A 26,999-nucleotide genomic window follows, 5' to 3' on the forward strand; every position below is an offset into this window, starting at 1 on the left:
CACCGCGCGACTATGCCATTTATAAAGCGTTTTAAAGTCGGACAAGCCGAAACAGCGACTTATTTCTGAAAGTAGGCATTAAACTAACTTATTTAACATGAAAAAATTATTTTTGAAGTTCAACGAGAATCGCATCACAAAAAGCAAGTCCATGTTACTGGTTTGTTGCCTTGTTTCGGTTTTTGGCCTTACTTCTTGCGACGCTACGTCGGATAAGATGGCAAATCAGGAGTCAAAAACGATGTCCTACCGCTTAAGTCCTAAATCAGGTGAAGCAGCGATCTATTCGTTCCGTGGTCAAACAGAGTTTAGGATTACGGAAGATGACATTGAGGGTAAAGAGCTTACTGCATATTTCGTTGACGGGGGGAGAGTGAATTTCGTGGTTTTCCAGAATGCAGATTTCCAGGAAAGTCTGGAAGACGGTCTTTACGATATTGACGTCTATGCACATGGCGTAACGCTTTTCAACCAAGTCACTAAAAACAGTATTTTTATCGGAATCGATGACGCCACCTCTTTATCCCTTCTTGAGAATATCGGCAGTGGCAATTTCGATTCGGTCAATACATCAGGCGCCGGTTTTGTGTTCAATTGGGGGACTTCCGAGACGTATCAGGGTAAAGACTTAAAAAGTATAAAAGAATCCGGAACGACAACATTGAGGGTTCTCCATTCGCTCGTAAAGGATATAACGGTTTCTGGCGACGATGACTGTGACAGTGGTGGTGAAGGATCTAGCTCTTGTTCTACGACCGTATCGGGAGCATCTCAGTCGCACGGCTGTTCCGTAAGTTGTAAAACAGGTTATTATGCGTGTTGTTCGAAGGGGGGATTCCTTACATCAGAATCTTGTAAGTGCAAAAAGGAAAAGAAGTAATCTTATTTTTCGGAGGCTTGAAGGCGTCCGACTCCAATTAGAGTGTGTCTTCCTAATTTTAGTGTGTTTAGTCGATTTTCGCTCCGAGAGTCGTCACTCTATTTAGTTATTTAAAAAGTGTAAGGACCATCATGGGAAGCACTAATATCAAGACTGTGAGATTTGAAAGTTTAGATGCGAACATACGCGACGGCCTGTTTCTACAAACCGTTGTATCTCTATTGTATAACCTAACTTTCGACTGTATCAATAAAGGTGTCTCTTTTGGCAAATTAGTATTTTCCATTAAATACCGATATAAGATAGGCGTGCTGAGCGGTGTTTAGTGCAAACTCGGACGTCCTTCGAAGAAAAACTTGAGAAGCATGAAACAAAAAGAGAGTTATATAATCGCCGCGGTTGGTATCGGTTTGGTGCTAATAAAAGTAGCCTATTACATATTGGCGTTGGGCTTTGACAATAGGATTGATTCACTGCGCGACGTTTCTGATGACTTGGGTTTTTTCTTTTTGATTTACGTTACGATTAAGTACATCGGTTTGTTGCGTGGGGAAAAAGAAAAGTAAATCAACTTATGGAAATCGCTATTCTTGAGGGGAGCCTTATTCACGCTGTCGCCATCCCTTAATCCCCAGTCTGGTCTCGGCAAAGTGCTTAAGGGAGGAGAAATTCGTGAACCCGGCAGTCCATTTTGCCGGGTTTTTCTTATTTTTTCAAGACCTTCCGTACCACAGAATGGTCGCCTGTCTGTATGGTCACTACATACATACCCGTGGGCAACGTCGTCATGTCAACGGATGACCGCCCTGTTGTGCGCATCACTTCCCTTCCTGTAGCGTCGACCACCACGATGGATGTAACCGAAACGGCACTATGTATTTGCAGTTCGTTCACCACCGGATTCGGGCTCACGCTAATGGGTGAGGGGCCCATGACCGACGGTGCCGACAAAAACGCCGCTTCTGCCGCCTCATAGACGGTCGTATCCTGGTTGATACCCAGTAAGGCGATGTTGATTTGCGTTCGGGTCGACTTGAATAGCGGCCATCTGTCTTCTTCCCGATAGTAGCGATAGGTCGTTTGCACGTAGGTGCCGACGTTGCCGAAGCCGGGGTAGGTCACCTGTAGCGTTTCGACGGATTTTAGGCGCCCGACCACCACCGCGTCATACGTCGGAAAATTGTTGGTCATTGTGCCATAGGCATCGTATTCGGTAATCATCGTACCTGAAAAGGTGCCAGCGTAAGCACCGTACACATAACTTCCCGCTGTCGTGTCGACCGTCAGATCGCCATAGGCTTTAGGGAAAGCACCGACTTCAGGCGTGTCACTATATACTAGGGAAATGGCAGGTGTAATGTTTGCCAGCGTATAGCGTCCCTCTTCCGACGTATAGACCGTGCTTGTGACCACCGTCGACGCCATGTTCATACCGGTAGTGACCATTTCCACGCCCGGATAATCGGCGGATTCGTTGCTGGTGGCGCTGCGGTTATAATAGTGCGTCGCGAGTTCCGGAATTTCGATCGACGTGAAATTCCAGACTTTATCGAAACCGGCCGGCCCTTCGTCAAGTCCCGTTGGGTTGATTATATGGTAATTCCGAAAGTTGTAACCGTCCCACCATTCCAACATACTGTTCCCGCCGTTCAGCATTGTAATCGGCGGTTGGGCGAAAGACGAAGAGGCGATAAATAGCAGAAGTAGTAATCGTTTCATAGGCGGAAGTTTCATCAAATATAGGCAATAAAAAAGCCCGTTACCTCGTAACGGACTCATTATTTGGATGTTGTAAAAATTATCCTAAGAACGGATACCGGTAGTCTTCTGGCGTCACAAACGTTTCTTTAATAGTTCGTGGCGACACCCAACGTAACAGGTTCTGCATCGAACCGGCCTTGTCGTTTGTGCCCGAAGCCCGTGCGCCGCCAAACGGCTGCATACCCACGACAGCCCCGGTAGGTTTGTCGTTAATGTAAAAGTTACCTGCTGAATTCACCAATGCCGTAGTCGCTTCCGCGATTGCATAGCGGTCCTGGCTGAAGACGGCGCCGGTCAGGGCATATTCCGACGTACCGTCAACCAGTTTCAGGGTTTCGGCCCACTTGGCGTCTTCGTATACGTAAATCGTCACCACCGGTCCGAACAACTCGGTTTCCATGGTCGTATATTTCGGGTTCGTTGTTACAATAACCGTAGGCTCGATGAACCATCCTTTGGATTTATCGTAGCCGCCACCCACGATGATTTCGGCATCCGCATCCTGTTTCGCCTGGTCAATATATTTGGCCAACTTATCAAATGACGCTTCATGAATCACGGCCGTCACGAAATTCGACATATCCTCAGGCGATCCCTGCTTCATCGATTTGACATCGGCGATCAGTTGCTCTTTCACAGCCGGCCACATACTTTGCGGGATGTAAGCCCGTGAGGCCGCTGAACATTTCTGTCCCTGGAACTCAAAACCACCCCGTGTGATGCCCGTCACCACCTGGCGCACGTTGGCACTCGGGTGGGCTAATACGAAGTCTTTGCCTCCGGTTTCGCCCACAATACGCGGATAGGTTTTATAGGTATGGATGTTTTCCCCGACTTTCTTCCACAGTTCCTTGAAGACGAAAGTTGAACCGGTGTAGTGGATGCCCGCGAAATCCGGACTCGCCAACAGTGTATCCGAAATCATGACCGGGTCACCGAATACGACGTTGATAACGCCATCCGGAACACCGGCTTCCTTGAATACATCCAGGATGATCTTAGCCGAAAATACCTGGCTGTCGCTGGGTTTCCACACGACCACATTACCCATCATCGCGACGCATGACGGCAGGTTGGCCGCGATTGCCGTGAAATTGAATGGTGTAATAGCGTATACAAACCCTTCGAGTGGGCGGTATTCGACACGGTCCCAAGTCGAGGAATCCGACTTCGGCTGGTCGTTATAAATCTGCGTCATGAACTCCACGTTATAACGTAGGAAGTCAATCAACTCACATGCCGCGTCTATTTCCGCCTGGTGGATCGTCTTCGACTGTCCGATCATCGTCGCCGCGTTGATGCGGGCGCGATACGGGCCGGCAATCAGTTCGGCTGCTTTCAAAAAGATAGCCGCGCGTTGCTCCCATTGAAGGGAAGCCCACGCTTCCCGGGCTTCAAGCGCCGATGCGATGGCCTGCTCTACATGTGCTTTTTCTGCCAGGTGGTATTTCCCCACTACATGCCGGTGGTCGTGCGGCGGACGAATATCCCGGGTATTGCCGGTATAGATCCGTTCTGTCCCGATGTGCAACGGCACGTCGATGGTCTCATTCCACAGTTTTTTGTAGGCCGCCAGCACAGCCTCCCGCTCCGGACTGCCCGGCGCATACGATTTGACAGGTTCGTTCACCGCTTTCGGAACCTGGAAAAAACCTTTTGGCATAGTATATTTTTTAAGGATTGTCAAAAAAAGTACCGCAAAGATACGAATTCAGTCGCAGTCGCAGTCGCAGTCACAGTCCCAGTCGCAGTCGCAGTGAAAGTAGCATTGTGGAGAAAGGACAAGCAAGGCGCTGCGTTTGGGTGTCGTGTGGGGTGTGGTTTGGCGTTCTTTAACGGGAACCCGAAAGGGAATCCGGCGTAACCCGCGACTGCAACTGTCAAAGTGCCGAGACCTCAAAGGTTTTTAAAACCTTTGAGGTCTCGAAGGTAGCCTTCTGGCCGGAAAAAGAGGTACGGAAAAACCGTAACAATTGTTAAAATAATCGCCCTTTCCAGTGCTTAACGCAAATCGTCGTATTTTTAAGCTACATGGTTCCAAAGCCCCCTCTTCTTGCATTCGACGACAAAGGCATTTACTGCGCCCAGGCCGGCGTATACCTCGATCCGTGGCGCCCGGTTGACAAGGCCATCATCACCCATGGCCATTCCGACCACGCCCGTTGGGGGCATCAATCCTATATCACCCACCATGACAACGTGCCCATTATCCGCCACCGACTCGGGGACATCTGCGTGACCGGAAAAGCGTGGAACGAAACCTTTACGATCAACGGCGTGACGTTTTCACTACATCCCGCAGGGCATATCGTCGGATCATCGCAGGTGCGGGTCGAATACAAAGGGGAAGTATGGGTATTCACCGGCGATTATAAAACCGAAGACGACGGACTGGCCGTGCCCTACGAGCCCGTTAAATGTCATACCTTCATTACGGAATGCACCTTCGGACTGCCCGCTTTTAACTGGGTGCCGCAGGCACAGGTGTTCCAGGATATCAACAGTTGGTGGGCCGAGAACCAGGCGGAAGGACGTACGTCGGTTTTGTTTGGCTATACCCTCGGGAAAGCACAACGCCTCATCCGCCACCTCGACACCTCGATCGGGAAAATCTATACCCATGGCGCGGTAGAGAATATGAACGAAGTCATCCGTCGCATCGCCTGGCTGCCCGAAACCACCCGCATCACGCAGCTCACCAAAAAGGAAGAACTACTCGGGAACATTGTCATCGCACCGCCCTCGGCGCATGGCAGCACCTGGATCCGGAAAATGGCCCCTTTCGTCACTGGCACCGCTTCCGGTTGGATGGCCTTCCGGGGTGCCCGCCGCCGCCGCGCCATCGACAAAGGATTCGTCATGAGTGACCATTGCGATTGGTATTCCCTTCTGGATTCCATCAAAGCGACGGGCTGCGAAAAGGTCATCGCCACTCACGGCTATTCCGACATTTTCTCGCGCTACCTACGCGAGTTGGGCTACGATGCCCGCACCGCCCACACCCAATACGAAGGCGAATCAGGGGAACTTGAGGCGCGCGACAACGAGGCCGTCGATACCGAACCGGCCGCACCAACCGAATCGACGGCATGAAGAATTTTGCCGAACTCATACGCACCTTAGACAGTTCGAATAAGACATCGGCGAAGGTGGACGCGCTAACCGACTATTTTCGCCATGCCTCCGACGAAGATAAGGTCTGGACCATCGCCCTACTGTCGCATCGGCGGCCGCCCCGTCCGGTCAACACGACCCTGTTGCGCATGTGGGCCAACGAACTGGCCGGTATTCCGCTGTGGCTCTTCGAGGAAAGCTACCACATCGTAGGCGATTTGGCCGAGACCATCGCGCTGGTGGTTCCACCTTCGAACGAGCCGTCCGACAAGAGCCTCACCGAATTCTTACTCGAAATCATTGCGCTTCGAAGCAAGTCCGATGACGACAAAAAAGCATACCTGCAGTCAAACTGGAAAGGATTGGCCTATTACGAGCGGTTTGTCTTTACCAAACTCATCACCGGAAGTTTCCGCATTGGCGTGAGCCAAAAACTGATGACGCGGGCCCTGTCGAAAGCAGAAAATGTCGACGAAGACCTGTTGGCCTATAAGCTCATGGGCGACTGGGATCCGGCGCGGACAACATTCCAGCAATTGGTGCGCGATGAACAAAGCCAGGACTATCTCTCAAAACCGTATCCGTTCTATCTTGCCTATCCCATCGAAGGGGTAATCGAAGACCTTGGTCGGGCTTCCGACTGGAGTGTCGAACACAAATGGGACGGCATCAGGTCGCAAACCATCCGCCGTGACGGTAAACTCTACGTTTGGAGTCGCGGTGAAGAACTCGTCACCGACAAATACCCCGAGTTCAATGCCTTCCTTGATGCGATTCCCGACGGCACGGTCATCGATGGCGAGATCCTGCCTTTTCCTAATGGAGAAATCGGCTCGTTCAACGACTTACAAACCCGCATCGGGCGTAAGACCGTCACGCCGGCTTTACTAAAGGCAACACCGGTCATTATCCGCGCTTACGACATCCTCGAGTGGGAAGGACAGGACGTCCGGGAGCGTACGTATGAAGAACGGCGGCAGTTGCTCGAACGTCTCTACGCCGACATTGCCTCACCGTCGCTTCCCCTTCAATTATCGGAACGCCAATCGTTTTCTACTTGGGACGACGTGACAAAGGAGCGCGAACGGGCCCGGGAACTCCATTCCGAAGGTTTGATGCTGAAACGAAACGCTTCGCCGTACCAGGTGGGTCGTAAGAAAGGCGATTGGTGGAAGTGGAAAATAGAACCGTTGACGATTGACGCCGTACTGACGTATGCGATGCGCGGACACGGGCGCCGGTCGAACCTTTTTACCGATTATACGTTTGCGTTATGGCAGGAAACGGAAAACGGACGGGAACTGGTCACGTTCGCAAAAGCCTATTCCGGACTCACCGACGCCGAGTTCCGTAAGGTTGACGACTGGATCAAGAAAAATACCCTTGAGCGTTTCGGGCCCGTGCGCAGCGTAACGCCGGAACTGGTTTTCGAGATCGGATTCGAAGGCGTGGCGCTGTCGAAACGGCATAAAAGCGGCGTCGCCACACGGTTTCCGCGTATTTTACGCTGGCGGCACGACAAAAAGATCGAAGACGCCAACTCGATCGAAGACCTTAAAAACCTGATCCCATGAACCGGAGCGACCAATTCGAAACAGCCGAACGGTGGTTCCAGGCGCAGGGGTGGAAAGCCTTTCCGTTCCAGAAGCAAACCTGGACGGCCTTCCTTCAGGGAAAAAATGGCTTATTGAACGCCCCAACCGGCAGCGGTAAGACTTATGCCCTCTGGATTCCGGTGGTGTTGGATTATTTAAAACGCCGGGAAGGAAAACGTCCGACTTCCGGTTTGAAGGCCATTTGGATCACGCCGCTTCGGGCTTTGTCGGTCGAAATCAAACAGGCGGCCGAACGCGTGGTAGCCGACCTGGCGCCAGAGATGACGGTTGGCATTCGCACCGGCGATACCAGCACTTCGGAGCGCTCGAAACAACGCAATAAGATGCCCGATTTGTTGGTGACGACACCCGAAAGCCTGCAACTGTTGTTAGCGACCAAGGGCTATCCGGCTTTATTCGAACATTGCAGCGCCATCATCGTAGACGAATGGCACGAACTGCTCGGCACCAAACGCGGCGTGCAGATGGAGCTTGCGTTGTCACGACTGAAAACCATCGCCCCGAAAATGCGGATCTGGGGTATCTCGGCAACCATCGGGAACCTGCAACAGGCCCGCGACGTGTTGCTGGGGATGCAGTCGGAAGCATTGGAAAACTCTGTCCTCATCCGCGCCGACATCGACAAAAAAATCAAAGTAGTGTCGATCATTCCCGAGAAAATGGATACCTATCCCTGGCGAGGCCATATGGGGATCCACCTAATCGATGAGGTAGCCAAAATCATCAAAGCGAGTAAAACAACCCTGGTATTCACCAACGTGCGATCGGCCTGCGAACTGTGGTTCCAGCGGCTGTTGGAGAAATATCCGGAGTTCGCCGGCGAGATGGCCATGCACCACGGCAGTATCGACCGTGAAACCCGGCTTTGGGTGGAAGACGCGATCCGAAGGGAAGAACTGAAAGTGGTGGTCTGCACGTCGAGTCTGGATTTGGGGGTCGATTTCGCGCCCGTCGAATCGGTGGTGCAGGTCGGTGGCCCCAAAGGCGTCGCGCGGTTCATGCAACGGGCGGGCCGCAGCGGCCACCAGCCGGGCAAAGAGAGCGTCATCTATTTCCTTTCTACCTATGCGATGGAACTCGTAGAAGCCTCCGCCTTGCGAAAAGCCGTGGCACGCACTGTGGTGGAAGACCGCATCCCCTATCTCGACAGTTGGGATGTGTTGGTGCAATACCTCAATACCCTGGCCGTGTCGGATGGTTTTATTCCGGATGAGATTCGGGAGGAAGTGCGTTCGACCTTTTGCTTTCAGTCCATGAGTGATGCCGACTGGCAATGGATGCTGAATTTCATTACCCAGGGCAGCCAGAGTTTGCAAGCCTACGACGAATATAAGAAAGTCGAGATACTGGAAGACGGGCGCTTCAAGATCAACAGTCGCGCCATTGCCATGCACCATCGTATGTCAATCGGCACCATTGTGGGCGATGCCGTGATGCAGGTAAAATGGCTGGGTGGTGGCTATATCGGCACCATCGAGGAATGGTTTGTCTCGAAGTTGAAGCCGGGCGATGTGTTTACCTTTGCCGGTAAGAGCCTCGAGCTTTTCAAGATCAAGAACATGCAGGTATTGGTGCGCAAAGCGGAAGGCAAAAAATCGGGTCGACTGGCGAGCTGGCTGGGCGGACGGCTTTCGTTTTCGGCCCAGATGAGTGAGATGCTGCGGCAAGAGATGCATACGGTGAACACCGGACACCTGACGCCGGAATTGAAAGCGATGGCGCCGATCTTCCAACGACAACAAAAAGAATCGATTGTGCCCGATGCGAACCAGTTTCTGATCGAAACCTTCAAAACGCGGGAAGGGTACCATGCTTTGTTCTATCCGTTCGAAGGACGGTTCGTGCACGAGGCCATGGCGAGCCTGCTGGCCTTCCGGATCAGCCTGCTGACACCCATTACATTTTCACTGGCCTACAATGATTACGGATTCGAACTGTTGTCGGATCAGGAAATCGACCTGCAAAGCGTGCTCGACAATAACCTGTTTAGCACCTCGCACGTGCATGCCGACCTGCAGCGCAGCCTGAACGCCACGGAAATGGCACGGCGGAAGTTTCGGGATATCGCCGTTATCGCCGGACTCATTTTCACGGGTTATCCGGGTAAGGTAATTAAGACGAAACAACTGCAGGCAAGTTCGGCCCTGCTGTTTGAGGTCTTCCGGGATTACGAACCCGACAACCTCCTGTTCCAACAGTCGTTTCGCGAAACGTTTGAACACCAGTTGCAGGAAGGACGTCTCATCGAAGCGTTGGAGCGTATCGGTGGACAGGAAATCGTCTGGCGGCGGTGCACCAAACCGACGCCGTTCAGTTTTCCGATCATCACCGACCGACTGCGGGAAAAACTGTCGTCGGAAACACTCGAAGAGCGCATCCGGAAGATGACGGCACAGTATATGAAAGGAGCGAACGCATGACGATTGTAATTGACGGGCACCATTTCGAACTCCACTGTTCGGGGGCGATGCTGTGGCGGGAGCGCCGGATGTTGCTGATTTCGGATGTGCATATCGGAAAGGTGAGCCACTTTCGCCAACACGGCGTGGCCATTCCGCCCGTTTCGGCGGAGGCGAATTTCCGTAAACTGGCCAAAGTGGTCGACCATTTTCAACCGGAGACGATCCTGTTCCTTGGCGATCTTTTCCACAGCCGGAAGAACCGCGAATGGCAGCTTTTCGAAGACTGGATCTCGGGTGTTGACGCGCGGGTAGTGTTGGTGGAAGGAAATCACGACGTGATTGCCAGACGGCATTACGATGAGTTGGGCGTAGTGGTTTGCGAGGAATTGGTGTACGAGGGTTTTTTGTTTACCCATCATCCGACCAATCGCGACGGCTACTTTAATTTTGCCGGACACATCCACCCCGGGATCGTATTGCGAAGTACGGGCCGCACGTCGTTGCGGTTGGCCTGTTATTTCAGAAGAGGCCAACAATTGATCCTTCCGGCCTTTGGTGAGTTCACCGGTAAATACACCCTCGAACCCGAAGAAGGCGACGCGGTTTGGGTGGTGACGAAGGAAGCGGTGTTGCAGGTGTTTGGGGCAGCTTCGGGATCCTAACGCGATGATATGAGCCGTTTGGTGCGCAAGCGAAACCCCCGGGGCTTAGACCTCAAAGGTTTTCAAAACCTTTGAGGTCTAAAGGTCACAAAAAAACCGGATTCGCCTTTACGGGAAAACCACCTATTTTGTTAAATTTTACCATTGACATCCTATAACAACAGCATTTCAAGCGTGAAGCCAACCGCGTGAGGGATTGAGGTGGTAGCCTTTTTGCCCCGGGATGTCAAGAAAACGAATCTTGAAAAAACTTACCGTTGACACACAGTCGGGCAAAAAGCTAAAGACGAAAGCCCGACCCGCAGGGGCACGCCAAAAAAAGGAGTTAGGAGTTAGGGGACAGGGGTCGCTTAATTGATCGCAAAGGGTGCACTCAACTTAAATGCCGGGACGATTACCTTGAAGTTGCGGGTGCTGGTGAAATTGACCATGTTGAAATAACCCCGCATGGCACCAAAGGGCGACGACAGCAGGCAACCGGAACTGTAGGTGTGGGTCTCACCGGGTTTCAGAACCGGCTTTTTGCCGATGACGCCTTCGCCATCGACGATTTCGGTTTCACTGAGCGAATCAAAGATCTCCCAGTGGCGCGTGATGAGCTGCACCGAGTCTTTGCCGTGGTTCTCGATGGTAATCTCGTAACTGAAGGCAAAGTGGATTTTGTAGTTCTTGAAGTAGGTGCCTTCAAAACTGGTCTTGACTGAAATCTTGATCCCCCTCGTTATTTGTGAAACCATCTTAGGCTAAGCGCATTAACATCCCAAAGTTACAAAAAAAGCGGGGAAAAGCCGGTCCGCAGCGTTAAATTTTGGTCAATTGACAATGTCAACCGACGAGGCGACGCCTTTGCCCACTACGCGGTCATAACGCTGTCCGTTTTCCCGATAGTATACAATGGCAAAATAATCGTTCTCGGTTTGGTAGAAGTTCCCATCGAGCGCGTTCTCAAAATCGATTTTACCTGTAGCGTCGGCTAATACGTACTGGTAGTTCGTGAACCCCTGTTTGATCAGCACCGCCTTTTCATAAACCGCCTTCTTTTCGTTGTACTCCATTTTGAACTCCGGCGTCAGGGCGTAGTTGTTGAACATGCCAGTGATGTATACGTCACTCTTGCCGAAATAAGCGGGTGCAGAAAGGGTGAAGAACGTCCAGACATAATCCGATTCTATATTCGGGTCCTGCGAATTCACACGCATGGGCAGGAACCAGCCATTTTTATCAGGTGCAAAGGTGTACGGTTTGGCACCGGCGGCTTCATGGGTATACAAGTAGGCATTATACGTTTCATTGGCATCGATACGCCCAACGAAATTGGTGGCCGCCCTGACGTCTTTGTTCTCAAACCACAGGAACTCATTCCCAGCCCAGAATTGGGTTTCACGGTCGTAGCGGTAAATCAGGTCGTTGCCCATCGTGAACATGGGTTTCACGTTGGTAATGGCATTGTCGAAGCGGCCGTTCTGCAAAAGCATGACTTTCACGTTCTGCAGGGGCGACTGGAAGTTGATGGTCGTCGACTTAATCGAAAATTCAAGGTTGTGCTTAAAATTGACATCGCGCACCTGCCGCGCGCGTTTCACCTGCATGGGCACCGAGACCAGGTTTTCATAGAGAATAAACTTCCGCGAAAAAACCACTTCGTGGTCGTCGTTCAGAATCTTCAGTATGTAGTTGCCGCTGACCCGAAATCGCATGAATTTGTTGGGAAACGGAAGCGTGTAATGCGAATACAACTGCAGCGTATTAAAGGAGTTGAGGTACTGCACGATGCGCTGGTCATCCAATCCGGTGATGTATTCGGCCTTGTTCAACTGCGACGGCTGCCAGTCGTAGTCACAGTGCACCACCTGAAAATAATAATTCGCCTCATCGCCGAAAAGGTCGTCGAACTCAAAGGTGAAGTTGTCGCCCAGGGGAAATATAGGCACGACGGTCTGTCCGTTTTGCACGAACGCGGCACTTTTGATATTATAAGGCGGCGCTACCTCATGTTCCTGCGCGTGCATCGGGCACACAAAGGCTAAAACGAGCAACAATGTACAGACGATTTTCATTCGGGAAGGATTCAGGCTCGTAAATATAACAAATAACGACGCGCCATCCCACCTGTGGACGAATGTTAAAGAAACGCAATAATAGGACGGTTCCGGAGTTTTAATAGCTACATTTCCATAAACAAAACCATTTAGCATGAAACAACTCCACAAGACGTGGCTGTTTCTGTTGGCCTTGCCGCTTTGCGCCGGGGCACAGGAACTGAAGCCCGACACCAAAATCCCGTTCGATCCGGCTGTACGCACCGGGAAACTCAAAAACGGACTTACCTACTACATCCGCCGTAACACCAAACCGGAAAACAAGGTCGACCTGCGCCTGGTCGTAAACGCCGGGTCGTTGATGGAAAATGACGACCAGCAAGGACTCGCCCACTTCATGGAACACATGAATTTCAACGGCACCAAGCGCTTCCCGAAGAACGCCCTGGTCGACTACCTGCAAAGCATCGGGGTGAAATTCGGGCAACACCTGAATGCCTATACCAGCTTTGATGAAACGGTCTATTTCCTTCCCATCCCGTCAGACGATCCGCAGAAACTGGAGAAAGGTTTCCAGATCATCGAAGACTGGGCTTTTAATGCCAACCTCACTCCGGAGGAGATCGACAAGGAGCGGGGCGTGGTGTTGGAAGAATACCGCCTCGGACTCGGCGCCGACAAGCGGATGGAAGACCGTTACCTTCCTAAAATGCTCTACAAATCACGGCATGCCGAGCGTCTTCCCATCGGAAAAAAAGAGATTCTCCAGAATTTTACCTACGATAAAATCGTCAATTTCCACAAAGACTGGTACCGCCCGGATCTGATGGCGGTGATCGTCGTTGGCGATATCGACGTGGATGCGATGGAAAAGAAAGTAAAAGAACACTTCGCTTCCTACGCCAATCCGAAGAAGGAGCGGCCGCGGCAGGTCTACAGCCTTCCAAACCACAAGGAGACCTTCGTGTGCATCGAAAGCGACAAAGAAGCATCGGGCACGCAGATCCAGTTGATGTATAAGGATTACGATGTCAAGAAGCCGCAGGTGACCATCGCCGACGGCCGTAAGGATTTTATCGAAGGCCTTTATGCTACTATGCTCAACAACCGCCTACAGGAGCTGACGAATTCGCCGACCCCGCCGTTCACCTACGGATTTTCGTACCACGGCGGCACCTATGCCCGCGACAAAGAAGCCTACCAATCGTTTGCGATGGTAGAGGAAGACAAGGTGCTGCCGGCCCTCAAGACACTCGCCCTTGAAAACGCCCGCGCCCAAAAATACGGATTTACCCAGTCGGAGCTTGACCGCGCAAAATCAGAGATTATGGTCCAATACGAAAGTGCCTACAAAGACCGCAACAAGTCGGAATCGGCGAACTTCGTAAGCGAATACCAGTCGCACTTCCTTGAGCAAACGCCGTCGCCGGGTATCGAGTGGAATTACGAAGCCATCAAGCAGTTGCTGCCGGGCGTTACGCTCGAAGAGGTCAATGCTGCCGCCAAAGGCTATGTGAAAGACGACAACCGCGTGATCGTGATAACCGGACCGGAAAAAGACGGACTGAAGAAAGTGACCGAAGCGGAAGTCCTGGCGGCACTCGCCATCAACGATGCCGAAGTCACGCCGTATGAAGATGTGGCCATCGCCCAAAGCCTTCTCCGCAATCCGGTGAAAGCCGGCTCGGTGGTAAAAAAAGAAACCGACGAGAAAATCGGAGCCGTCACCCTCACGCTGTCTAATGGTGCCAAAGTGACCTACAAAAAGACCGATTTCAAAAACGATGAAGTCATGATGGAAGGCATTAGCCTCGGAGGATCGAATTTCTTCACCGACGACGAGATGAAGAAAACCCAGTTCGCCATGGGCGCGCTCACCGAAGCGGGCTTCTCCGGACTAAAAGTAAACGACATCAACAAGTTCATGTCGGGCAAGATTGCCGGTGCGTCACCCTATGTATCGGCGGCTACCGAAGGCATCCGGGGTTCCGCGACACCGAAAGACCTTGAATACCTCTTCCAGATGGTCTATGCCTACTTCACCGATCTTAACCTCGACAAAGAGGCGTTCGATGGCTACCGCCAGAAGCAATCGGCGTTCTACAAGAACATGATGTCGGAGCCGACCATGTACTTCCAACAGGAATTCTATACCTACCTGAACTCGCAAAACCCGCGTTTCAACGGTATCGTTCCGACTGACAAAACCTGGGATGCCACCGATTACGAACTGGCCTATCGCAAGTATAAAGAGCGTTTCGCCGATGCCGGTGACTTCCATTTCTATTTCGTAGGCAACATCGACGATGCAGCGATCGAAGCGTTCGCCGCGCAATACCTGGCGTCGCTGCCGTCAAAAGGTACGCACGAACAGCCGAAAGACCCGGGCTACCGCTTCATCCGCGGCGATCTCAAAAAGGTGGTCAACAAAGGGCAGGATCCGAAGAGTACGGTCAACATCATGTACTATGGTGACACCACCTATTCTCCGAAGGAAGCCTTCGCTCTGCAGGCGCTCGGCGAGGTACTTACCATCAAACTGATCGAGGAACTCCGCGAAAATGAAAGCGGCGTATACGGCATCAGCGCCCGCGGCGGCATGAACAAAGTGCCGTATGGCAGCTATAACTTCAACATTTCATTCCCATGCGGACCCGAAAATGCCGAGAAACTGACCGCTTCCGCCCTGCGCGAGTTGCAGAAGATCATCGACAAGGGTCCGGAAGAAAAAGACCTCGTGAAATTCCGCGAAGCCGAACTGCTGGAATACAAGAAGAACGCAAAAGAAAACCGCTTCTGGCTGACGAACTTCACGCGTTCGTATATCAACGGCGTGTCACCGGCCGACGTGCTCGAGACCGAGAAGAAGATCAATTCGATTACGGCGGCCGACCTGCAGGCCGTCGCCAAAAAATACCTGACGAAAGAGAAAATCATCGGAATGCTCCTGCCCGAGAAGAGCTGATTGTTGATGGCCCTTTACAAGAAAAGCCTGTCCGTTTCGGATGGGCTTTTTTTTAGTTGGCAGTAGTTAGTAGTTAGTAGTCAGTTGGCAGTGGGTCCGTCGTGTTTACAACCTCCAAGGTTTGCGAAGGAGGAGCAAGGAGCAAGTGCACGTCGTATCCTCGCCCGTCCTTCTAACCTGCAAGGTTTCCAAAACATTGTAGGTTTTTGGTTTTATGTACGGAGGTAGGGTTTTTCGGGCGTGCCGGCGCCTTCGTAGTAGGCAGTGGGCAGTAGCAGTAGGCAGTATGGGGTCCTTCAACCATCCGCAGGGCGCCGTCGGGCTGTCCGCTATAGCCACTTGCCCTCAGTTGGTTTTGCACCGTCGCCGTTCGCTTCCTCCGGTCGCACCCGCCTGCCGGCAAAACCCGCCTTCGCGCTGCGCGGCTGCCGCTGCCATCCCTCACGCGGGATCAGTCGCAGTCACAGATTACATCACTGGCCGACCCCACTTTCAACACTGAACCAGTACTCTGAACCCTGAACTATGAACTATGAACCCTGAACTCTAAACCCTTAAACACCACCGGTATCACTTCACCCTTCGCCAATCCGTATCGTTCGACGAGTTCGGGTGCAATACGTGTGGTATAATCTTCTTCCACCACCCGGAAGCCGATGCTGCGCAATTTGTCGAAGTAATCACGGCCATACACCCGCACGTGGTCATACTGGCCAAAAATGCGCGCGCGTTCTTTCGGATCGGTAATCGAATCGTCTTCAAAGGTCGTGGCGCGCGACAAATCCTGTGGTATCTGGAAAATGCCCATGCCGCCGGGTTTCATCACCCGGAACAATTCCTGCATGGCTTTTGTATCGTCGGGGATGTGCTCAAGCACGTGGTTACAAAGGATAAGGTCGTAGGTGTCATCAGCAAACGGCAGGTTGCAGATATCTGCCTTTACGTCCGCCAAGGGCGACAATAAATCGGTTGTCGTATAGTCCAGATTCGACATGCCGCGGAAACGTTTGTAGAAAGCCTGCTCAGGCGCAAAGTGCAGTACCTTCTTTCGTGCCGTGAAAAAGTCAGTTTCGTTTTGAAGGTATAACCACAACAAGCGATGGCGTTCCAGCGACAGGGTTCCGGGCGCCAGTACATTGCTGCGCTGGTGTCCGTAGCCATACGGCAGGAAACTTTTATAGCTTTTCCCGTCGATAGGGTCGGTGAAACGGTCGCCTTTCATCCATACCGCCAAAAGCGGACGCGCCAGATAGCTCAGCCGGATCAGCAAAGGCCGTGGCACCGTATTCAGCAGGAAACGGAAAATCTTTTTCAAATCACCAGGGGTTTTTGACGGAACTCGTTCTCTTCATCCGATTCGATGCCCAGGGCTTTGTATACATAGGCGAAGGTCGAAAGCAACTCCGGTTTCCCGTTGACCAATGCCACGTTGTGTTCGAAATGGGCGCTTGGTTTCTTGTCAGCCGTCACGATGGTCCATCCGTCTTTCAACGTCCGGATGTTTCGGGTGCCCATGTTGATCATCGGTTCGATGGCCACGACCATTCCTTCCACAAAGAGCTTCCCGCGACCGCGTTTGCCGTAGTTCGGCATTTCCGGTTCTTCGTGCATCTTTTCCCCAATACCATGGCCCACCAGCTCGCGCACAACGCCATAGCCAAATGATTCGGTATATTTCTGGATGGCGTTACCCACGTCTTCCACCCGGTTGCCGGCCCTGAATTCGCGTATGCCGATATAAAGGGATTCTTTGGTAACCTGCAACAGTTTGCGCGTCGCCGGCTCTACTTCACCAATTTCGAAGGTGTAGGCATGGTCGCCGTAGTAGCCGTTCTTCAACGCACCACAGTCGACCGATACGATGTCGCCTTCCTCAATCGGGCGGTGCGTAGGTAAGCCATGCACGACCTGCTCGTTAACGCTGGTCAGCAAGGTCGACGGGCAGCCGTAAAGTCCGAGAAAACCAGGCACAGCGCCCTGGTCGCGGATAAAGGCCTCCGCCATTTTATCAAGTTCGAGTGTTGTAATACCCGGACGTATCTCCTGGGCAATCATGCCAAGCGTTTTCGATACGATCAGCGCACTTTCGCGCATCAGTTCGATTTCCTCGGCTGTCTTTGGGATAATCATGCGAATGGATTCAGGCTGCAAAAGTACGATTTTCCGAATTATCGCTTGAGGGCGAAATGGCTTCGGAATTCTTTCGTGATACCGCCTTTTGTATAAAGTACGACAAACCAATAGTCATCGGCAGGCATCGGTCGCCCGTTATAGGTGCCGTCCCAACCGGTGTCATCCCGGAAGATCGAACGCAGTAACTTCCCATTGCGGTCAAAGACATACACGACCGAAACGTCAAGCGCTTCCTGTCCGTCGATGTTCCAGGTGTCGTGGAAGCCATCGCCGTTCGGCGTAAAGAACCGCGGGAAATCGGCGACAACTACATCGGTCGCGACCTCACCACATCCGTATTTGCTGCGGACGGTCAGGCGGTAAAGCCCTTCCTTCACATCGACAAACACATTACTGTCCTGCCAACCATCATTGTCAAGCTGGTATTCATAATCCGAAGAAGGTGGATCGACCACCGCCGTCAGCGTATTATCGGTTTCAAAAGCGATGAGATCGGCCGGACTTCCACTGATGGAAAACGGCACCTCGGTATTGCGTACCGTGAAATTGATCACGATGTCGCACAAGGATGTGTACCGGAAATCGACGATCCGCACCGAATAGGTGCCCGGTTCGGTCGCTACAAAGAACGACTGATTGGTCGGCCGTTCGGAACCCGGCACGGCGTCTGGACCTTCATACCACGTAAACTGGAAACCTTCGGGTAAACCTGTTTCGATGAGCGCGGGACTCACTACGTTACCGTCTTTGTCGACACAGATGTGATAAGGCGTTTTCAGGAGATTATCCGGCGGGGAATGCCGCACGAACAGCTCCAGTTCCAGTACCCGGTAGCAAGGTAATCCGGTTTCGCTGTCGAAGCTCGTTTTGCTGTTGATCCGGACGTAAATTTTCTGGTATTGCGGGTCACGGTTGACGTACTGGGTGGGATCTGCAATCCAGTCAGGGTCGTTGGCCTCCGCACTGTCAGGCGATTCATAATAGAAAAATTCCAATTCGGCCAAAGGGGTAGTACCCGCCATCTGACGCTCGCGTTCGGTAAGGTCAAACGCATGGAAACCGCTGTCATCGCACAGTTGAAGGATGTCGGGATTGCTAGAGGCACCAGGACGTTCGCTAACCGAAAGCGACAGCGTGGTCTGTGACGTACAGCCGTGTTGCGTCGGGTCTGTCACCAAAATCAGTACCGTGCGGTTGCCGGATTGATACGAATTGGTACCCGTAATCGCGATACCGGCATCAAAGTCCGCCTGGGAGGCAAAGAATTGCACGCTGTAATTGGCGTTGCCACCTGTAATCTGCGCAATACGTGAGTCAAGGTTGAACGTGCCTACACTGCCGCTGCAATTCGACATGGGCGTCGGAGCGGCTATGTTCGGCTCATCGTATACTTTCACATCAAAGTCAATGATAGAAAAACAACCCGTCGCGCTGTCGGAAAGGCGCGCATACACCGTCGTGGTGCCGATTGGGAAATTTGCATCCGCGTTTTTATCGAACGCCGCGATGTTCAGCCGCGCGTTTTCAAACGACGCAAAATACCGGACCGATACCGTAGTAGCCTGTCCGGTCAGGGCTTCACTATCTTTAGCCGACAGGATCACCGGTTCGCTTTCACACAGTTCCCAATCGGCAACATTGGTCAAAGCCGGCGCTACGTAGACATTGGCCGAGAACGTCCCGATACCTTCACAATCGTTATTCGTTTCAATACGGGTGTAAATGGTGTTATTACCGGTTGGAATAGGCGATGTATTGTCGAGTGGACCGGTTTCCACCGCGGCATCCGTCGCATTGGCGTAAAAGGCAATGTTGACGTTCGTCGTCGGGAAGTAGGTCGTTTTGATCAAGGCCCGTTGGGTCTCAAAGTCGAAAAAGCCAAACCCTTGGTTCAGTTCCGGGCAAACCGGCGCCAGGTTTGGATAGGCAGCGACTGACGTCGGGTCTACTTCTAACTGTAAAACCGCCACGTCGGATGTACACACCGGCACCTGGCCGGGAAACTGGCCCGTGACATAAAGGGTCTGGTTGAACGGCGTGGTGTTGGTGAAAAACGACGAATTAGCGATCTGTTGGGTAAGTCCGGCATCCAGGAAGTAGGAAAGGGTGATGCCCGCCATATTGTTTGTCAATGCGTTTGCAGCCTGCGTAAGATCGAAGATGGCTACACCGTCGGTGTTCGGCGCGATATAATCGCATTGCTTCAATACCACCGGACTGCTGGCGAGCACGGGCTTTTGGTTCAGCGTTACCGTAACCGCATTCGATACGGTCGAGCAGATCCCGTCAAGGGTCAGCGTCAGGGTATAGGCTTCAGAAGAACCCGGCGTTTGGTTGGCCGACGAAACTGTAAAGGTCGCGCCGTTCGCGCCCGGAATCGGGTTGCCGCCTTTATTCCACTGGTACGTAACGGTGGCACTTCCGGTGTTAGTGACCCCGGAGGTTAGGGTGTAAGTGTCATCTTCGCAAATAGTAGTTGTTCCGGTAATGTTGACCGTAGGTACAGGATAGATGACGAGGCTGTTTGAATTAACCGCCGTACATCCGGGGTTACTAGCCTGAACAAAATAGGTTCCGGCCTGAGTGGGTGAATAGGTAGCGGTTGTGGCGCCCACGATCGAAGTCGTTCCCCGGAACCATTGGTAGCTTACCGGCGCCGCCCCAGGATTGCTGACCGTCGCCTGTAACTGTGGCGCGGCCTGAAGGCAATTCGAAGAAGTCGTTACAGTAACGATGGGGGCTTCGTAGAAATTCAACGTTATTTCATCCGCACTGACAGTGAGTGTCGACGGGTCTAAGGGAGGGTCGGTCACATCGTAAGAGGTCATCTCCACCCGATAGATGCCGGTATCAGTGGCTACATAGGTATTGGTCGGTGAAGTATCGTCGGTAAGGGTATAGACCAATACCGTGTCTTTATACCATTTATAGTTGAAACGAAGGTCGGCAGGGTTGCCCGTAAAATCGGAGGTGTCAACGGTGGCAACGAGGTTCTGCGTTGTTGGTTTGCAATAATCAAGTTGTAGGATTTCGTTGCCCGTGTCGTCCAGTATGTCAACGTCGGAAAGGAAACTACAATCAGAACTGCCGTCCCCGCCGGTTTGAGTGATGGTAATATTGCCCGCCGTCTGCGAGAAGTTATCGATGACCAACACATACAATTCGCCCGCGACGCCATTCGGGAGGGTTACGTTCTCGAGTCCACTAGGTGAGTAGCTGCAGTCAACTTCCCGCCCGGGCGTCAATTGCGAACAAACATTTGTGAGGGTCGTAAAAGGACCCCATAAGCTGAAGTCGACATCCGCAAGGGTACCCGCACCGTTTACCTGTTTGATCTGGAAATTAATACTTCCCGATGTGGCGATCTTGATAAAAAACCAACTGGGTCCCGCGAGATTCGTATCGAAGCAACTGGGCATATACGACTCACCACTGCTGTTGTTCGTAGAACTCGCGAAGGTGATGGTGGTAGCGCAGGCCTGGTATTGTGACGAGTTGGCCACCAGTTCGGCACATGAAGGGGCGCCCTGCTGTGCGAACGATGCCAGTGAGGTTATGAAGAATAAAAGGGGCAGGAGTCGTTTCATCGCGTGGCGTTTTTACAGCAGTGACTGCCGCGTCATGACATCCGGTTGGGGTATGCCCATGAGTTCGAGAATGGTCGGCGCAATGTCACCCAGCACCCCGCTTTTGATAGAGGTACGCTCAGGATCTACGAGGATAATCGGCACCGGGTTGGTGGTATGCGCCGTGTTCGGGCTGCCATCCGGATTGATCATGGTATCACAGTTGCCATGATCCGCAATGACGATAGTGGTATAGCCATTTGCAAGTGCCGCCGTGATGACCTTTTCAACACAGGCGTCTACGGCTTCGCAGGCTTTGATCGCCGCCTCCCACACACCGGTGTGGCCTACCATGTCGCCGTTCGCAAAATTCAGGCAAACGAAATCTACTTCTTTCTTTTCGAGTTCAGGAACGAGGGCCTCTGCCAGTTCGTAGGCGCTCATTTCGGGTTGGAGGTCATACGTGGCCACTTTGGGCGACGGACACAGAATCCGCGATTCACCTTCGAACGGCAACTCGCGTCCTCCCGAGAAGAAGAAGGTTACGTGCGGATATTTTTCGGTTTCCGCGATCCGTATTTGTTTTTTTCCATGTTTTTCGAGCACTTCGCCCAATGTCATGGTGATGTTGTCTTTGTTGTAGATGACTTTGATGTCGTGGAAACTTTCATCGTAGTTCGTCATCGTCACATAATACAACGGGACGGTGTGCATGTTTTGCTCATGGCAATCCCATTGGGTCAATACTTCCGTCAGCTGACGACCGCGATCGGTGCGGAAATTAAAGAATATCACCACATCGTCGGGCTGTAATGTAGCCAGTGGTTGACCATCCGTTCCGGTCATCACAATAGGTTGAATGAATTCATCCGTTACGCCAGCCGCGTAGCTTTCCTCCACGCTTTTGACGGCATCCAGCGACGGCGTTCCTTTTCCATTAACCAAAAGGTCATAGGCGAGTCGCACCCGTTCCCAACGACGGTCGCGGTCCATCGCGTAATAACGGCCGATAATCGAGGCGAGCTGTGCCGGTCTTCCCGAAAGGGTGTCCACCAACGTGCGTACATAACCGGCCCCTGATTTCGGGTCGACATCGCGACCATCGGTGAAGGCATGTACGAACAGTTTATCCAACCCAGCTTCTTCGGCAGCGTCCAGAAGGCCCATGAGATGCGAGGTATGCGAGTGCACACCGCCATCAGACAGCAGTCCCAGAAAATGAATCGGCTTGTTATGGGCTTTTGCATAGGCGAAGGCTTCTTTGAGCACGGGCTCTTCCTTCAACGTATGGTGTTGTACCGCGAGGTTGATTTTGGCCAAATCCTGATACACGATACGCCCCGCGCCAAGGTTCATGTGTCCTACTTCCGAATTTCCCATCTGCCCTTCCGGCAGTCCTACATTGAGGCCGTCGGTGCGGAGTTCGGCACTTGGATAACGGGTATATAAACTTTTGATAAACGGAACGCGTGCGTTGTCGATGGCGGATACTTTCGGATCGGGCGATTTTCCCCAACCGTCGAGTATCATCAGGATGACTTTTTTGGACATTTTGACAATTTTCGCAAAGATAGGCGATTGCCCGTCGCAGAGCGGAATATTGTCATATTTTTAACCCCTTATTTCCTACGGCGCAGCGAATTGTAGTCGATATAATAGCGCACGCTTATCGAAAACACATTGTTGAGGTTGTCATCGAACAACTCCCGCACGTTGTCGTTGAAACGATGCCGGATGATATTGGTATAATCGAGCGCGTTGTTACGGTACAGCACCGACAATTGACTGCCCGGCGCAAACCACCACGAATAATTGAGGTCCATGTTCCAGACGTTGAAGTTGTCATCAAGTCCGGCAATAAAATCCGTTCCGTCAAGATACCCGTCGTCACGGAGGGTAAACATGCGTCGGTTTTCAGAATACGACCAGTAATAGCGGGCGCTGAGGTTGAGCGTCATTTTATTATTGAGCGCATATTTGGCGCTGAGTTGGGATACGATGGTTTTGATATCGCGCTCGGCATAGAGGATGTCGGTATCCGTGTTGCCCACATACCCGCGGTCACTCAAATCGCGGGAATATTCAAAGGTGTAAATGAGCATGAGTTTGTCGTTGACGCGGTAGCGTGGACTGAAATTCCACGCATACGTCAGTCGGCGATCTTCGTCGTACTTTCGCCCCACCACGTTAACGTCAAGCGCAAACGGACGGTTGTAGTTGGACGAGAAAATCAATTGTGCCAACGCACTTTTCGGCACATACGAATACCGTCCGGGTGACCGGGGCATGTAAAAGTCAAAGGTCTCAATAGGGTTGAGTTGTACCAAGGCATAATAGTAATCGTTGACCACCGAATTACCCTGTGCGCCCACATTGAAGAACGCGTCTTGTGGCTTTCCTGTGTTGTTCTGTAACTCAACAGATGAACGCACATCGACGCGGAAGGTGTTGAACCATTTGGTCGGGTTCAAAATGCGGTAGCTGGCGTCGGCGTAGGCGTTGTGGTAATTGGTCTGGGCGATATACCCCAAGTCGTTGATGTCGTAGTTGTTGGAAATGTACTTCCCGAACAACGACCAACGATACTGACCGCTCGTTTTCTCGAGGTTAAGGGCGGTCTTGAAGCCCTGATAATCGCTTTCTATATAACTGTACTTAAAGTCTCCGGACAGGTTATAGGTGTTTTTTTTGGTGTTGAGGTTGAAGAGGAAGGCCGATACGTTCGCATCATAGAAACTGCCGTCGCGCGACACGTTGGTATTGACGAAACTCACAGATGAATTTTGGTTGAAACGCTGGTCGAGCACTAACACATTGTAGTTGGTAAGCGGTTCGACGACTACGCTGCGCTTGGATCCGGTGGCGATGTCAGTCACTGTTCCGTGCGTCTCTTCCGTTACAGCATTCAGCACGCCGATGCCGAGTCCGTGATTGGTGCGCCCCGAAATTTTTACCGCATTCAACAGGTTGACAGTAGCGGGTTGGTCAAGCGTTTCGGTCGCGCTGTCATAGGTCGTGTATCCAAATGACGGTGCGGCACCGATCCGACGTGAATAAAAGAGGTCGCCTTTGCTGAACAGGTCCGTACCTTCCGTAAAGAACGGACGGTTTTCGGCAAATTGCTGTTCGTAGGGTGAGAGGTTGAGGATGAGGTTGTCGTACTTCGTCTGCCCGAAATCCGGCACGAGGATGGCATCCAGCGTAAACGACTCATTGATGCCGTATTTGACATCGAGTCCGGCTTTGAAACGGTCGTCCTTTCCCGCCGGCCCCTGTTCGTGGTAAAACGAGGTGTAGGGAATGAAGAACAAGCGGGTAGGGGGCTTTAGGTTCTGTAATCCTTCGAGTAAACCGTTTTGCGTCCGTGTCAGCTTTTCGTCAAAACGGATGGGATTCCAGGTGTAATGCTGCCGGTCACGCCGGATACCCCTATAGAAGTTGATGCCCCAGGTCTGTATGGATGCGTCAGAGAAGCGTAAGGCGGCATACGGAATCTTCATTTCTACATTCCAGCCGGTTGATGTCAGTCGGACGGCGCTGTCCCAAATGGCATCCCACGAAAAATCCTGTCCGAAATTATCCGGCGCGACTTCATTGTCTTCCGTTGCGAGGCGGTCCATCTGCACGCCCGAAGCACTGACAAAAAACTGGAAATCCTGCTGGCCGTCGTTGAATCCGTTGATGAAGACGCCGAACATATCCGCCACCCCAATATTGTCGCGTTGTGTGATTTCCTTCAGGATTTTATCCGGCTGGTCATCCTGTAGCTCCGCGAATATGTAAAGGGCTTCCTGGTTGTATAAAACGCGTACTGTCGCTCTTTTTTCCGGTGCGATCAACTTGCCGTTGTCGGGTTGGTACATGACAAAGTCGGTCGCCGGTTCCGCTGTTTCCCAGAGCTTTTCCATCGTGCCGTCAATGCTGATGGAAGCATCCGTAAATGACGTGCGCACGGTCTTTTTCTGCGCCATCAGCGACAGGCTGGCCAATAAGCAGATAAGCGGAAACAGCCTGGGCGTCCGGAGCATAGAAGGTTGGGTTAGTGTCACAAAAATAGAAATAATGGCCTGTAACACACTAATTGGCATACGTATTTTTAAAAAATTCCGTTATAGAAAGGATTTTGGCGCATTTTTGTTAAACCTTTGTTGTCGAAGCGGTTTGGCACGGTTTTTAGGAATCGGCCTCCCACCTGAACGATTCGTATGACCTATTATTTCCTGTCGTCACTTTTTTTTCTGTCGTCTTTGTTGACGGCGCCCTCTAACGTGTCCAAGGTTGTTTTACCGTCTGCCACCACGGAAGAACCTGCCGACCTCGTGTACCGCGATCTGGCGAAAAGCGCCGAAATACTGCCGTCGTCTGACTGTTTCAAAGCTGCGGCAAAGGGGTTTTTCCAACTTCGTGCGGCCGGCGTCATCACGCGTGACGTATTGGCTATAGCCGATTTCAGTCTCTCTTCGAACACCAAGCGCCTGTGGGTGGTGAACATGAATACCCACGAAGTGCTCTACCATACCTGGGTCGCGCACGGCCGTAAAACCGGCGATGAATTTGCCCAATCCTTCTCGAATGACGCAGAATCGAACAAAAGCAGCCTGGGGTTTTATGCGACAGGGACCGTATATAACGGGAAACACGGCGTTTCGCTGCGGTTGAACGGCCTCGAAAAAGGGGTGAACGATCGCGCCTTGCAACGGGCAGTGGTGATGCACGGGGCCGATTATGTGTCGGAAGATTTCATCCGGAAGCACACCCGTCTCGGACGCAGCCTGGGTTGTCCGGCGATTCCAAATGACATGGTGAAGCCGGTCATCGAAGCGCTACGCGACGGTTCGTGCCTGTATATTTACCACCCGAGCCACGCCGCACAAGGCGTTCGGAGCTAAGCGGTTATCGCCTGGCACACGATTTTCCTTTGAAAAAGTTTGCATCAACCAATTTTTCTTCTCTATATTTGCATCCGCAAACACGATAAAAGTGTGTCAAACACCCAAATTGTGCTTGTAATATAAGCGGAAGTAGCTCAGTTGGTAGAGCTCCAGCCTTCCAAGCTGGTTGTCGCGAGTTCGAGCCTCGTCTTCCGCTCCACTTCAAAAACCCCGATGATACGTCGGGGTTTTTTATGTCTTCTAGTTTCGTTTCCGCTGTCTTTAGCTTAGTTCCGTCAAATCATATCCTGACGCCAGTTCTACGGCATCCGCCCCTTTCCGGAACAGACGCGCGGTAAGGTCGCCCTCCAATGTCAGGCGGTCGCCCATCACGGCTATCCAACTGCCTTCTCGAAGACCCAGCACGGGCGTTTCATTAAAGGCGTGGAATTCGCGGATACGGGTTTCACGCGTTTCCCCCATGTGGGTCGATCCCGGATCCGGATCGAGGTAATGCGGGTTGAGGTTAAACGGCAGGATGCCCAGTGTGCGGAAGTCAGGCGGATAAGCAATCGGCATGTCATTGGTGGTTTGCATGGTAGGCCCGGTTATGTTGCTTCCGGCGCTCGTTCCGAGATACGGGGTGCCGTCCAGAAGGACCTCCCTAAGAGGTGTCATCAGGCCTTTCTCATGGAGCTCCTTTACCAGCACGAAGGTATTTCCGCCCCCTGTGAAGATCGCTTTCGCCGTCCGGATGGCTTCAAGGGGATCCGGGTAGGAGTGGAGTCCGTACACCCGCTTACCGATACCCGAAAAGGCCTGCGCCGCTTTCTCTGTGTAGGTGTCATGGTCGATACCGCCGGGCCGGGCATAGGGGATGAAGAGGATATCGTCTGCCCCGGCGAAAAGCAATTCTAATTCCGGCAGTAAATAGTCGAGGTAGCTCCCGCCATGAAGGGTGGAGGTGCTGGCAATGATAAGGCGCTTCAT

At 52.2% G+C, this 26,999-nt stretch carries 18 protein-coding genes and 1 tRNA gene; 9 read left to right on the forward strand and 10 right to left on the reverse strand.

Translation table 11 applies throughout. The features are described from left to right. Positions 1 to 97: 97 nt before the first annotated feature. Positions 98 to 880: a hypothetical protein gene (locus MKO97_RS05130; RefSeq protein WP_241104993.1), complete on the forward strand. Its 783-nt coding sequence runs from the start codon at positions 98 to 100 to the stop codon at positions 878 to 880. A 365-nt stretch (positions 881 to 1,245) separates the two neighbouring features. Beyond that, complete coding sequence (locus MKO97_RS05135) at positions 1,246 to 1,446, forward strand: hypothetical protein (protein ID WP_241104994.1); 201 nt, start codon at positions 1,246 to 1,248, stop codon at positions 1,444 to 1,446. 139 nt (positions 1,447 to 1,585) lie between these two features. Here the strand turns inward: MKO97_RS05135 and MKO97_RS05140 are convergent, their stop codons facing one another. Together MKO97_RS05140 and pruA are read right to left on the reverse strand one after the other, a co-directional pair. Beyond that, positions 1,586 to 2,599: a T9SS type A sorting domain-containing protein gene (locus MKO97_RS05140; protein WP_241104995.1), complete on the reverse strand. Its 1,014-nt coding sequence runs from the start codon at positions 2,597 to 2,599 to the stop codon at positions 1,586 to 1,588. Positions 2,600 to 2,678: 79 nt separating this feature from the next. Continuing rightward, positions 2,679 to 4,304 carry an L-glutamate gamma-semialdehyde dehydrogenase gene (gene pruA / locus MKO97_RS05145; RefSeq protein ID WP_241104996.1) on the reverse strand — a complete coding sequence of 542 codons (1,626 nt, stop codon included), beginning with the start codon at positions 4,302 to 4,304 and terminating at the stop codon, positions 2,679 to 2,681. 368 nt (positions 4,305 to 4,672) lie between these two features. Between pruA and MKO97_RS05150 the strand changes: the two genes are divergently transcribed. The 4 genes from MKO97_RS05150 to pdeM are packed head-to-tail and all read left to right on the forward strand — an operon-like array spanning position 4,673 to position 10,435. Then, positions 4,673 to 5,734: a ligase-associated DNA damage response exonuclease gene (locus MKO97_RS05150; RefSeq protein WP_241104997.1), complete on the forward strand. Its 1,062-nt coding sequence runs from the start codon at positions 4,673 to 4,675 to the stop codon at positions 5,732 to 5,734. Beyond that, entirely contained in the window at positions 5,731 to 7,329 is a 1,599-nt protein-coding gene (locus tag MKO97_RS05155) for an ATP-dependent DNA ligase (protein WP_241104998.1), read from the forward strand. Before MKO97_RS05150 ends, MKO97_RS05155 begins: the two co-directional genes overlap by 4 nt. Then, entirely contained in the window at positions 7,326 to 9,791 is a 2,466-nt protein-coding gene (locus tag MKO97_RS05160; protein ID WP_241104999.1) for a ligase-associated DNA damage response DEXH box helicase, read from the forward strand. Before MKO97_RS05155 ends, MKO97_RS05160 begins: the two co-directional genes overlap by 4 nt. Next, a complete protein-coding gene (pdeM, locus tag MKO97_RS05165) occupies positions 9,788 to 10,435 on the forward strand; it encodes a ligase-associated DNA damage response endonuclease PdeM (protein WP_241105000.1) in 648 nt (215 codons plus the stop codon). Before MKO97_RS05160 ends, pdeM begins: the two co-directional genes overlap by 4 nt. Positions 10,436 to 10,785: 350 nt before the next feature. Here pdeM and apaG read toward each other — a convergent pair whose 3' ends face one another. After that, on the reverse strand, positions 10,786 to 11,172 hold the full coding sequence (gene apaG / locus MKO97_RS05170) for a Co2+/Mg2+ efflux protein ApaG (RefSeq protein WP_241105001.1): 387 nt from the start codon (positions 11,170 to 11,172) through the stop codon (positions 10,786 to 10,788). Between the two features lie 75 nt (positions 11,173 to 11,247). After that, on the reverse strand, positions 11,248 to 12,492 hold the full coding sequence (locus tag MKO97_RS05175; RefSeq protein ID WP_241105002.1) for a DUF5103 domain-containing protein: 1,245 nt from the start codon (positions 12,490 to 12,492) through the stop codon (positions 11,248 to 11,250). Between the two features lie 136 nt (positions 12,493 to 12,628). On the opposite strand from MKO97_RS05175, the gene MKO97_RS05180 reads away from it, so the two are divergent. Beyond that, the gene (locus tag MKO97_RS05180; protein ID WP_241105003.1) at positions 12,629 to 15,439 is read left to right on the forward strand and encodes a pitrilysin family protein; all 2,811 of its coding nucleotides are present in this window, start codon (positions 12,629 to 12,631) and stop codon (positions 15,437 to 15,439) included. A gap of 523 nt (positions 15,440 to 15,962) precedes the next feature. Here MKO97_RS05180 and MKO97_RS05185 read toward each other — a convergent pair. From MKO97_RS05185 to MKO97_RS05205, 5 genes are all read right to left on the reverse strand, one after another. Further along, entirely contained in the window at positions 15,963 to 16,754 is a 792-nt protein-coding gene (locus MKO97_RS05185) for a class I SAM-dependent methyltransferase (protein WP_241105004.1), read from the reverse strand. After that, on the reverse strand, positions 16,751 to 17,569 hold the full coding sequence (gene map / locus MKO97_RS05190; protein ID WP_241105005.1) for a type I methionyl aminopeptidase: 819 nt from the start codon (positions 17,567 to 17,569) through the stop codon (positions 16,751 to 16,753). Before map ends, MKO97_RS05185 begins: the two co-directional genes overlap by 4 nt. A 38-nt stretch (positions 17,570 to 17,607) precedes the next feature. Further along, entirely contained in the window at positions 17,608 to 21,159 is a 3,552-nt protein-coding gene (locus tag MKO97_RS05195) for a T9SS type B sorting domain-containing protein (RefSeq protein ID WP_241105006.1), read from the reverse strand. Between the two features lie 12 nt (positions 21,160 to 21,171). Beyond that, complete coding sequence (gene gpmI / locus MKO97_RS05200) at positions 21,172 to 22,689, reverse strand: 2,3-bisphosphoglycerate-independent phosphoglycerate mutase (protein WP_241105007.1); 1,518 nt, start codon at positions 22,687 to 22,689, stop codon at positions 21,172 to 21,174. Between the two features lie 68 nt (positions 22,690 to 22,757). Then, positions 22,758 to 25,166, reverse strand: coding sequence for a DUF5916 domain-containing protein (locus tag MKO97_RS05205; RefSeq protein WP_241105008.1), 2,409 nt, complete (start codon positions 25,164 to 25,166; stop codon positions 22,758 to 22,760). 177 nt (positions 25,167 to 25,343) lie between these two features. On the opposite strand from MKO97_RS05205, the gene MKO97_RS05210 reads away from it, so the two are divergent. Further along, positions 25,344 to 26,027: a murein L,D-transpeptidase catalytic domain family protein gene (locus MKO97_RS05210; protein WP_241105009.1), complete on the forward strand. Its 684-nt coding sequence runs from the start codon at positions 25,344 to 25,346 to the stop codon at positions 26,025 to 26,027. Between the two features lie 126 nt (positions 26,028 to 26,153). Continuing rightward, positions 26,154 to 26,229: transfer RNA gene (locus MKO97_RS05215), tRNA-Gly, on the forward strand. Between the two features lie 62 nt (positions 26,230 to 26,291). Here MKO97_RS05215 and pepE read toward each other — a convergent pair. Continuing rightward, the gene (pepE, locus tag MKO97_RS05220; protein ID WP_241105010.1) at positions 26,292 to 26,999 is read right to left on the reverse strand and encodes a dipeptidase PepE; all 708 of its coding nucleotides are present in this window, start codon (positions 26,997 to 26,999) and stop codon (positions 26,292 to 26,294) included.

Origin of the sequence: Flavobacterium sp. HJ-32-4, from assembly GCF_022532105.1 — a bacterium.
In the GTDB taxonomy this organism is placed as follows: domain Bacteria; phylum Bacteroidota; class Bacteroidia; order Flavobacteriales; family Flavobacteriaceae; genus Flavobacterium.

Coding starts and splice junctions, on each gene's coding strand:
- MKO97_RS05130 (WP_241104993.1), top strand. CDS start 98: ATGAAAAAATTATTTTTGAAGTTCAACGAGAATCGCATCACAAAAAGC.
- MKO97_RS05135 (WP_241104994.1), top strand. CDS start 1,246: ATGAAACAAAAAGAGAGTTATATAATCGCCGCGGTTGGTATCGGTTTG.
- MKO97_RS05140 (WP_241104995.1), bottom strand. CDS start 2,599: ATGAAACGATTACTACTTCTGCTATTTATCGCCTCTTCGTCTTTCGCC.
- pruA (WP_241104996.1), bottom strand. CDS start 4,304: ATGCCAAAAGGTTTTTTCCAGGTTCCGAAAGCGGTGAACGAACCTGTC.
- MKO97_RS05150 (WP_241104997.1), top strand. CDS start 4,673: ATGGTTCCAAAGCCCCCTCTTCTTGCATTCGACGACAAAGGCATTTAC.
- MKO97_RS05155 (WP_241104998.1), top strand. CDS start 5,731: ATGAAGAATTTTGCCGAACTCATACGCACCTTAGACAGTTCGAATAAG.
- MKO97_RS05160 (WP_241104999.1), top strand. CDS start 7,326: ATGAACCGGAGCGACCAATTCGAAACAGCCGAACGGTGGTTCCAGGCG.
- pdeM (WP_241105000.1), top strand. CDS start 9,788: ATGACGATTGTAATTGACGGGCACCATTTCGAACTCCACTGTTCGGGG.
- apaG (WP_241105001.1), bottom strand. CDS start 11,172: ATGGTTTCACAAATAACGAGGGGGATCAAGATTTCAGTCAAGACCAGT.
- MKO97_RS05175 (WP_241105002.1), bottom strand. CDS start 12,492: ATGAAAATCGTCTGTACATTGTTGCTCGTTTTAGCCTTTGTGTGCCCG.
- MKO97_RS05180 (WP_241105003.1), top strand. CDS start 12,629: ATGAAACAACTCCACAAGACGTGGCTGTTTCTGTTGGCCTTGCCGCTT.
- map (WP_241105005.1), bottom strand. CDS start 17,569: ATGATTATCCCAAAGACAGCCGAGGAAATCGAACTGATGCGCGAAAGT.
- MKO97_RS05195 (WP_241105006.1), bottom strand. CDS start 21,159: ATGAAACGACTCCTGCCCCTTTTATTCTTCATAACCTCACTGGCATCG.
- gpmI (WP_241105007.1), bottom strand. CDS start 22,689: ATGTCCAAAAAAGTCATCCTGATGATACTCGACGGTTGGGGAAAATCG.
- MKO97_RS05205 (WP_241105008.1), bottom strand. CDS start 25,166: ATGCTCCGGACGCCCAGGCTGTTTCCGCTTATCTGCTTATTGGCCAGC.
- MKO97_RS05210 (WP_241105009.1), top strand. CDS start 25,344: ATGACCTATTATTTCCTGTCGTCACTTTTTTTTCTGTCGTCTTTGTTG.
- pepE (WP_241105010.1), bottom strand. CDS start 26,999: ATGAAGCGCCTTATCATTGCCAGCACCTCCACCCTTCATGGCGGGAGC.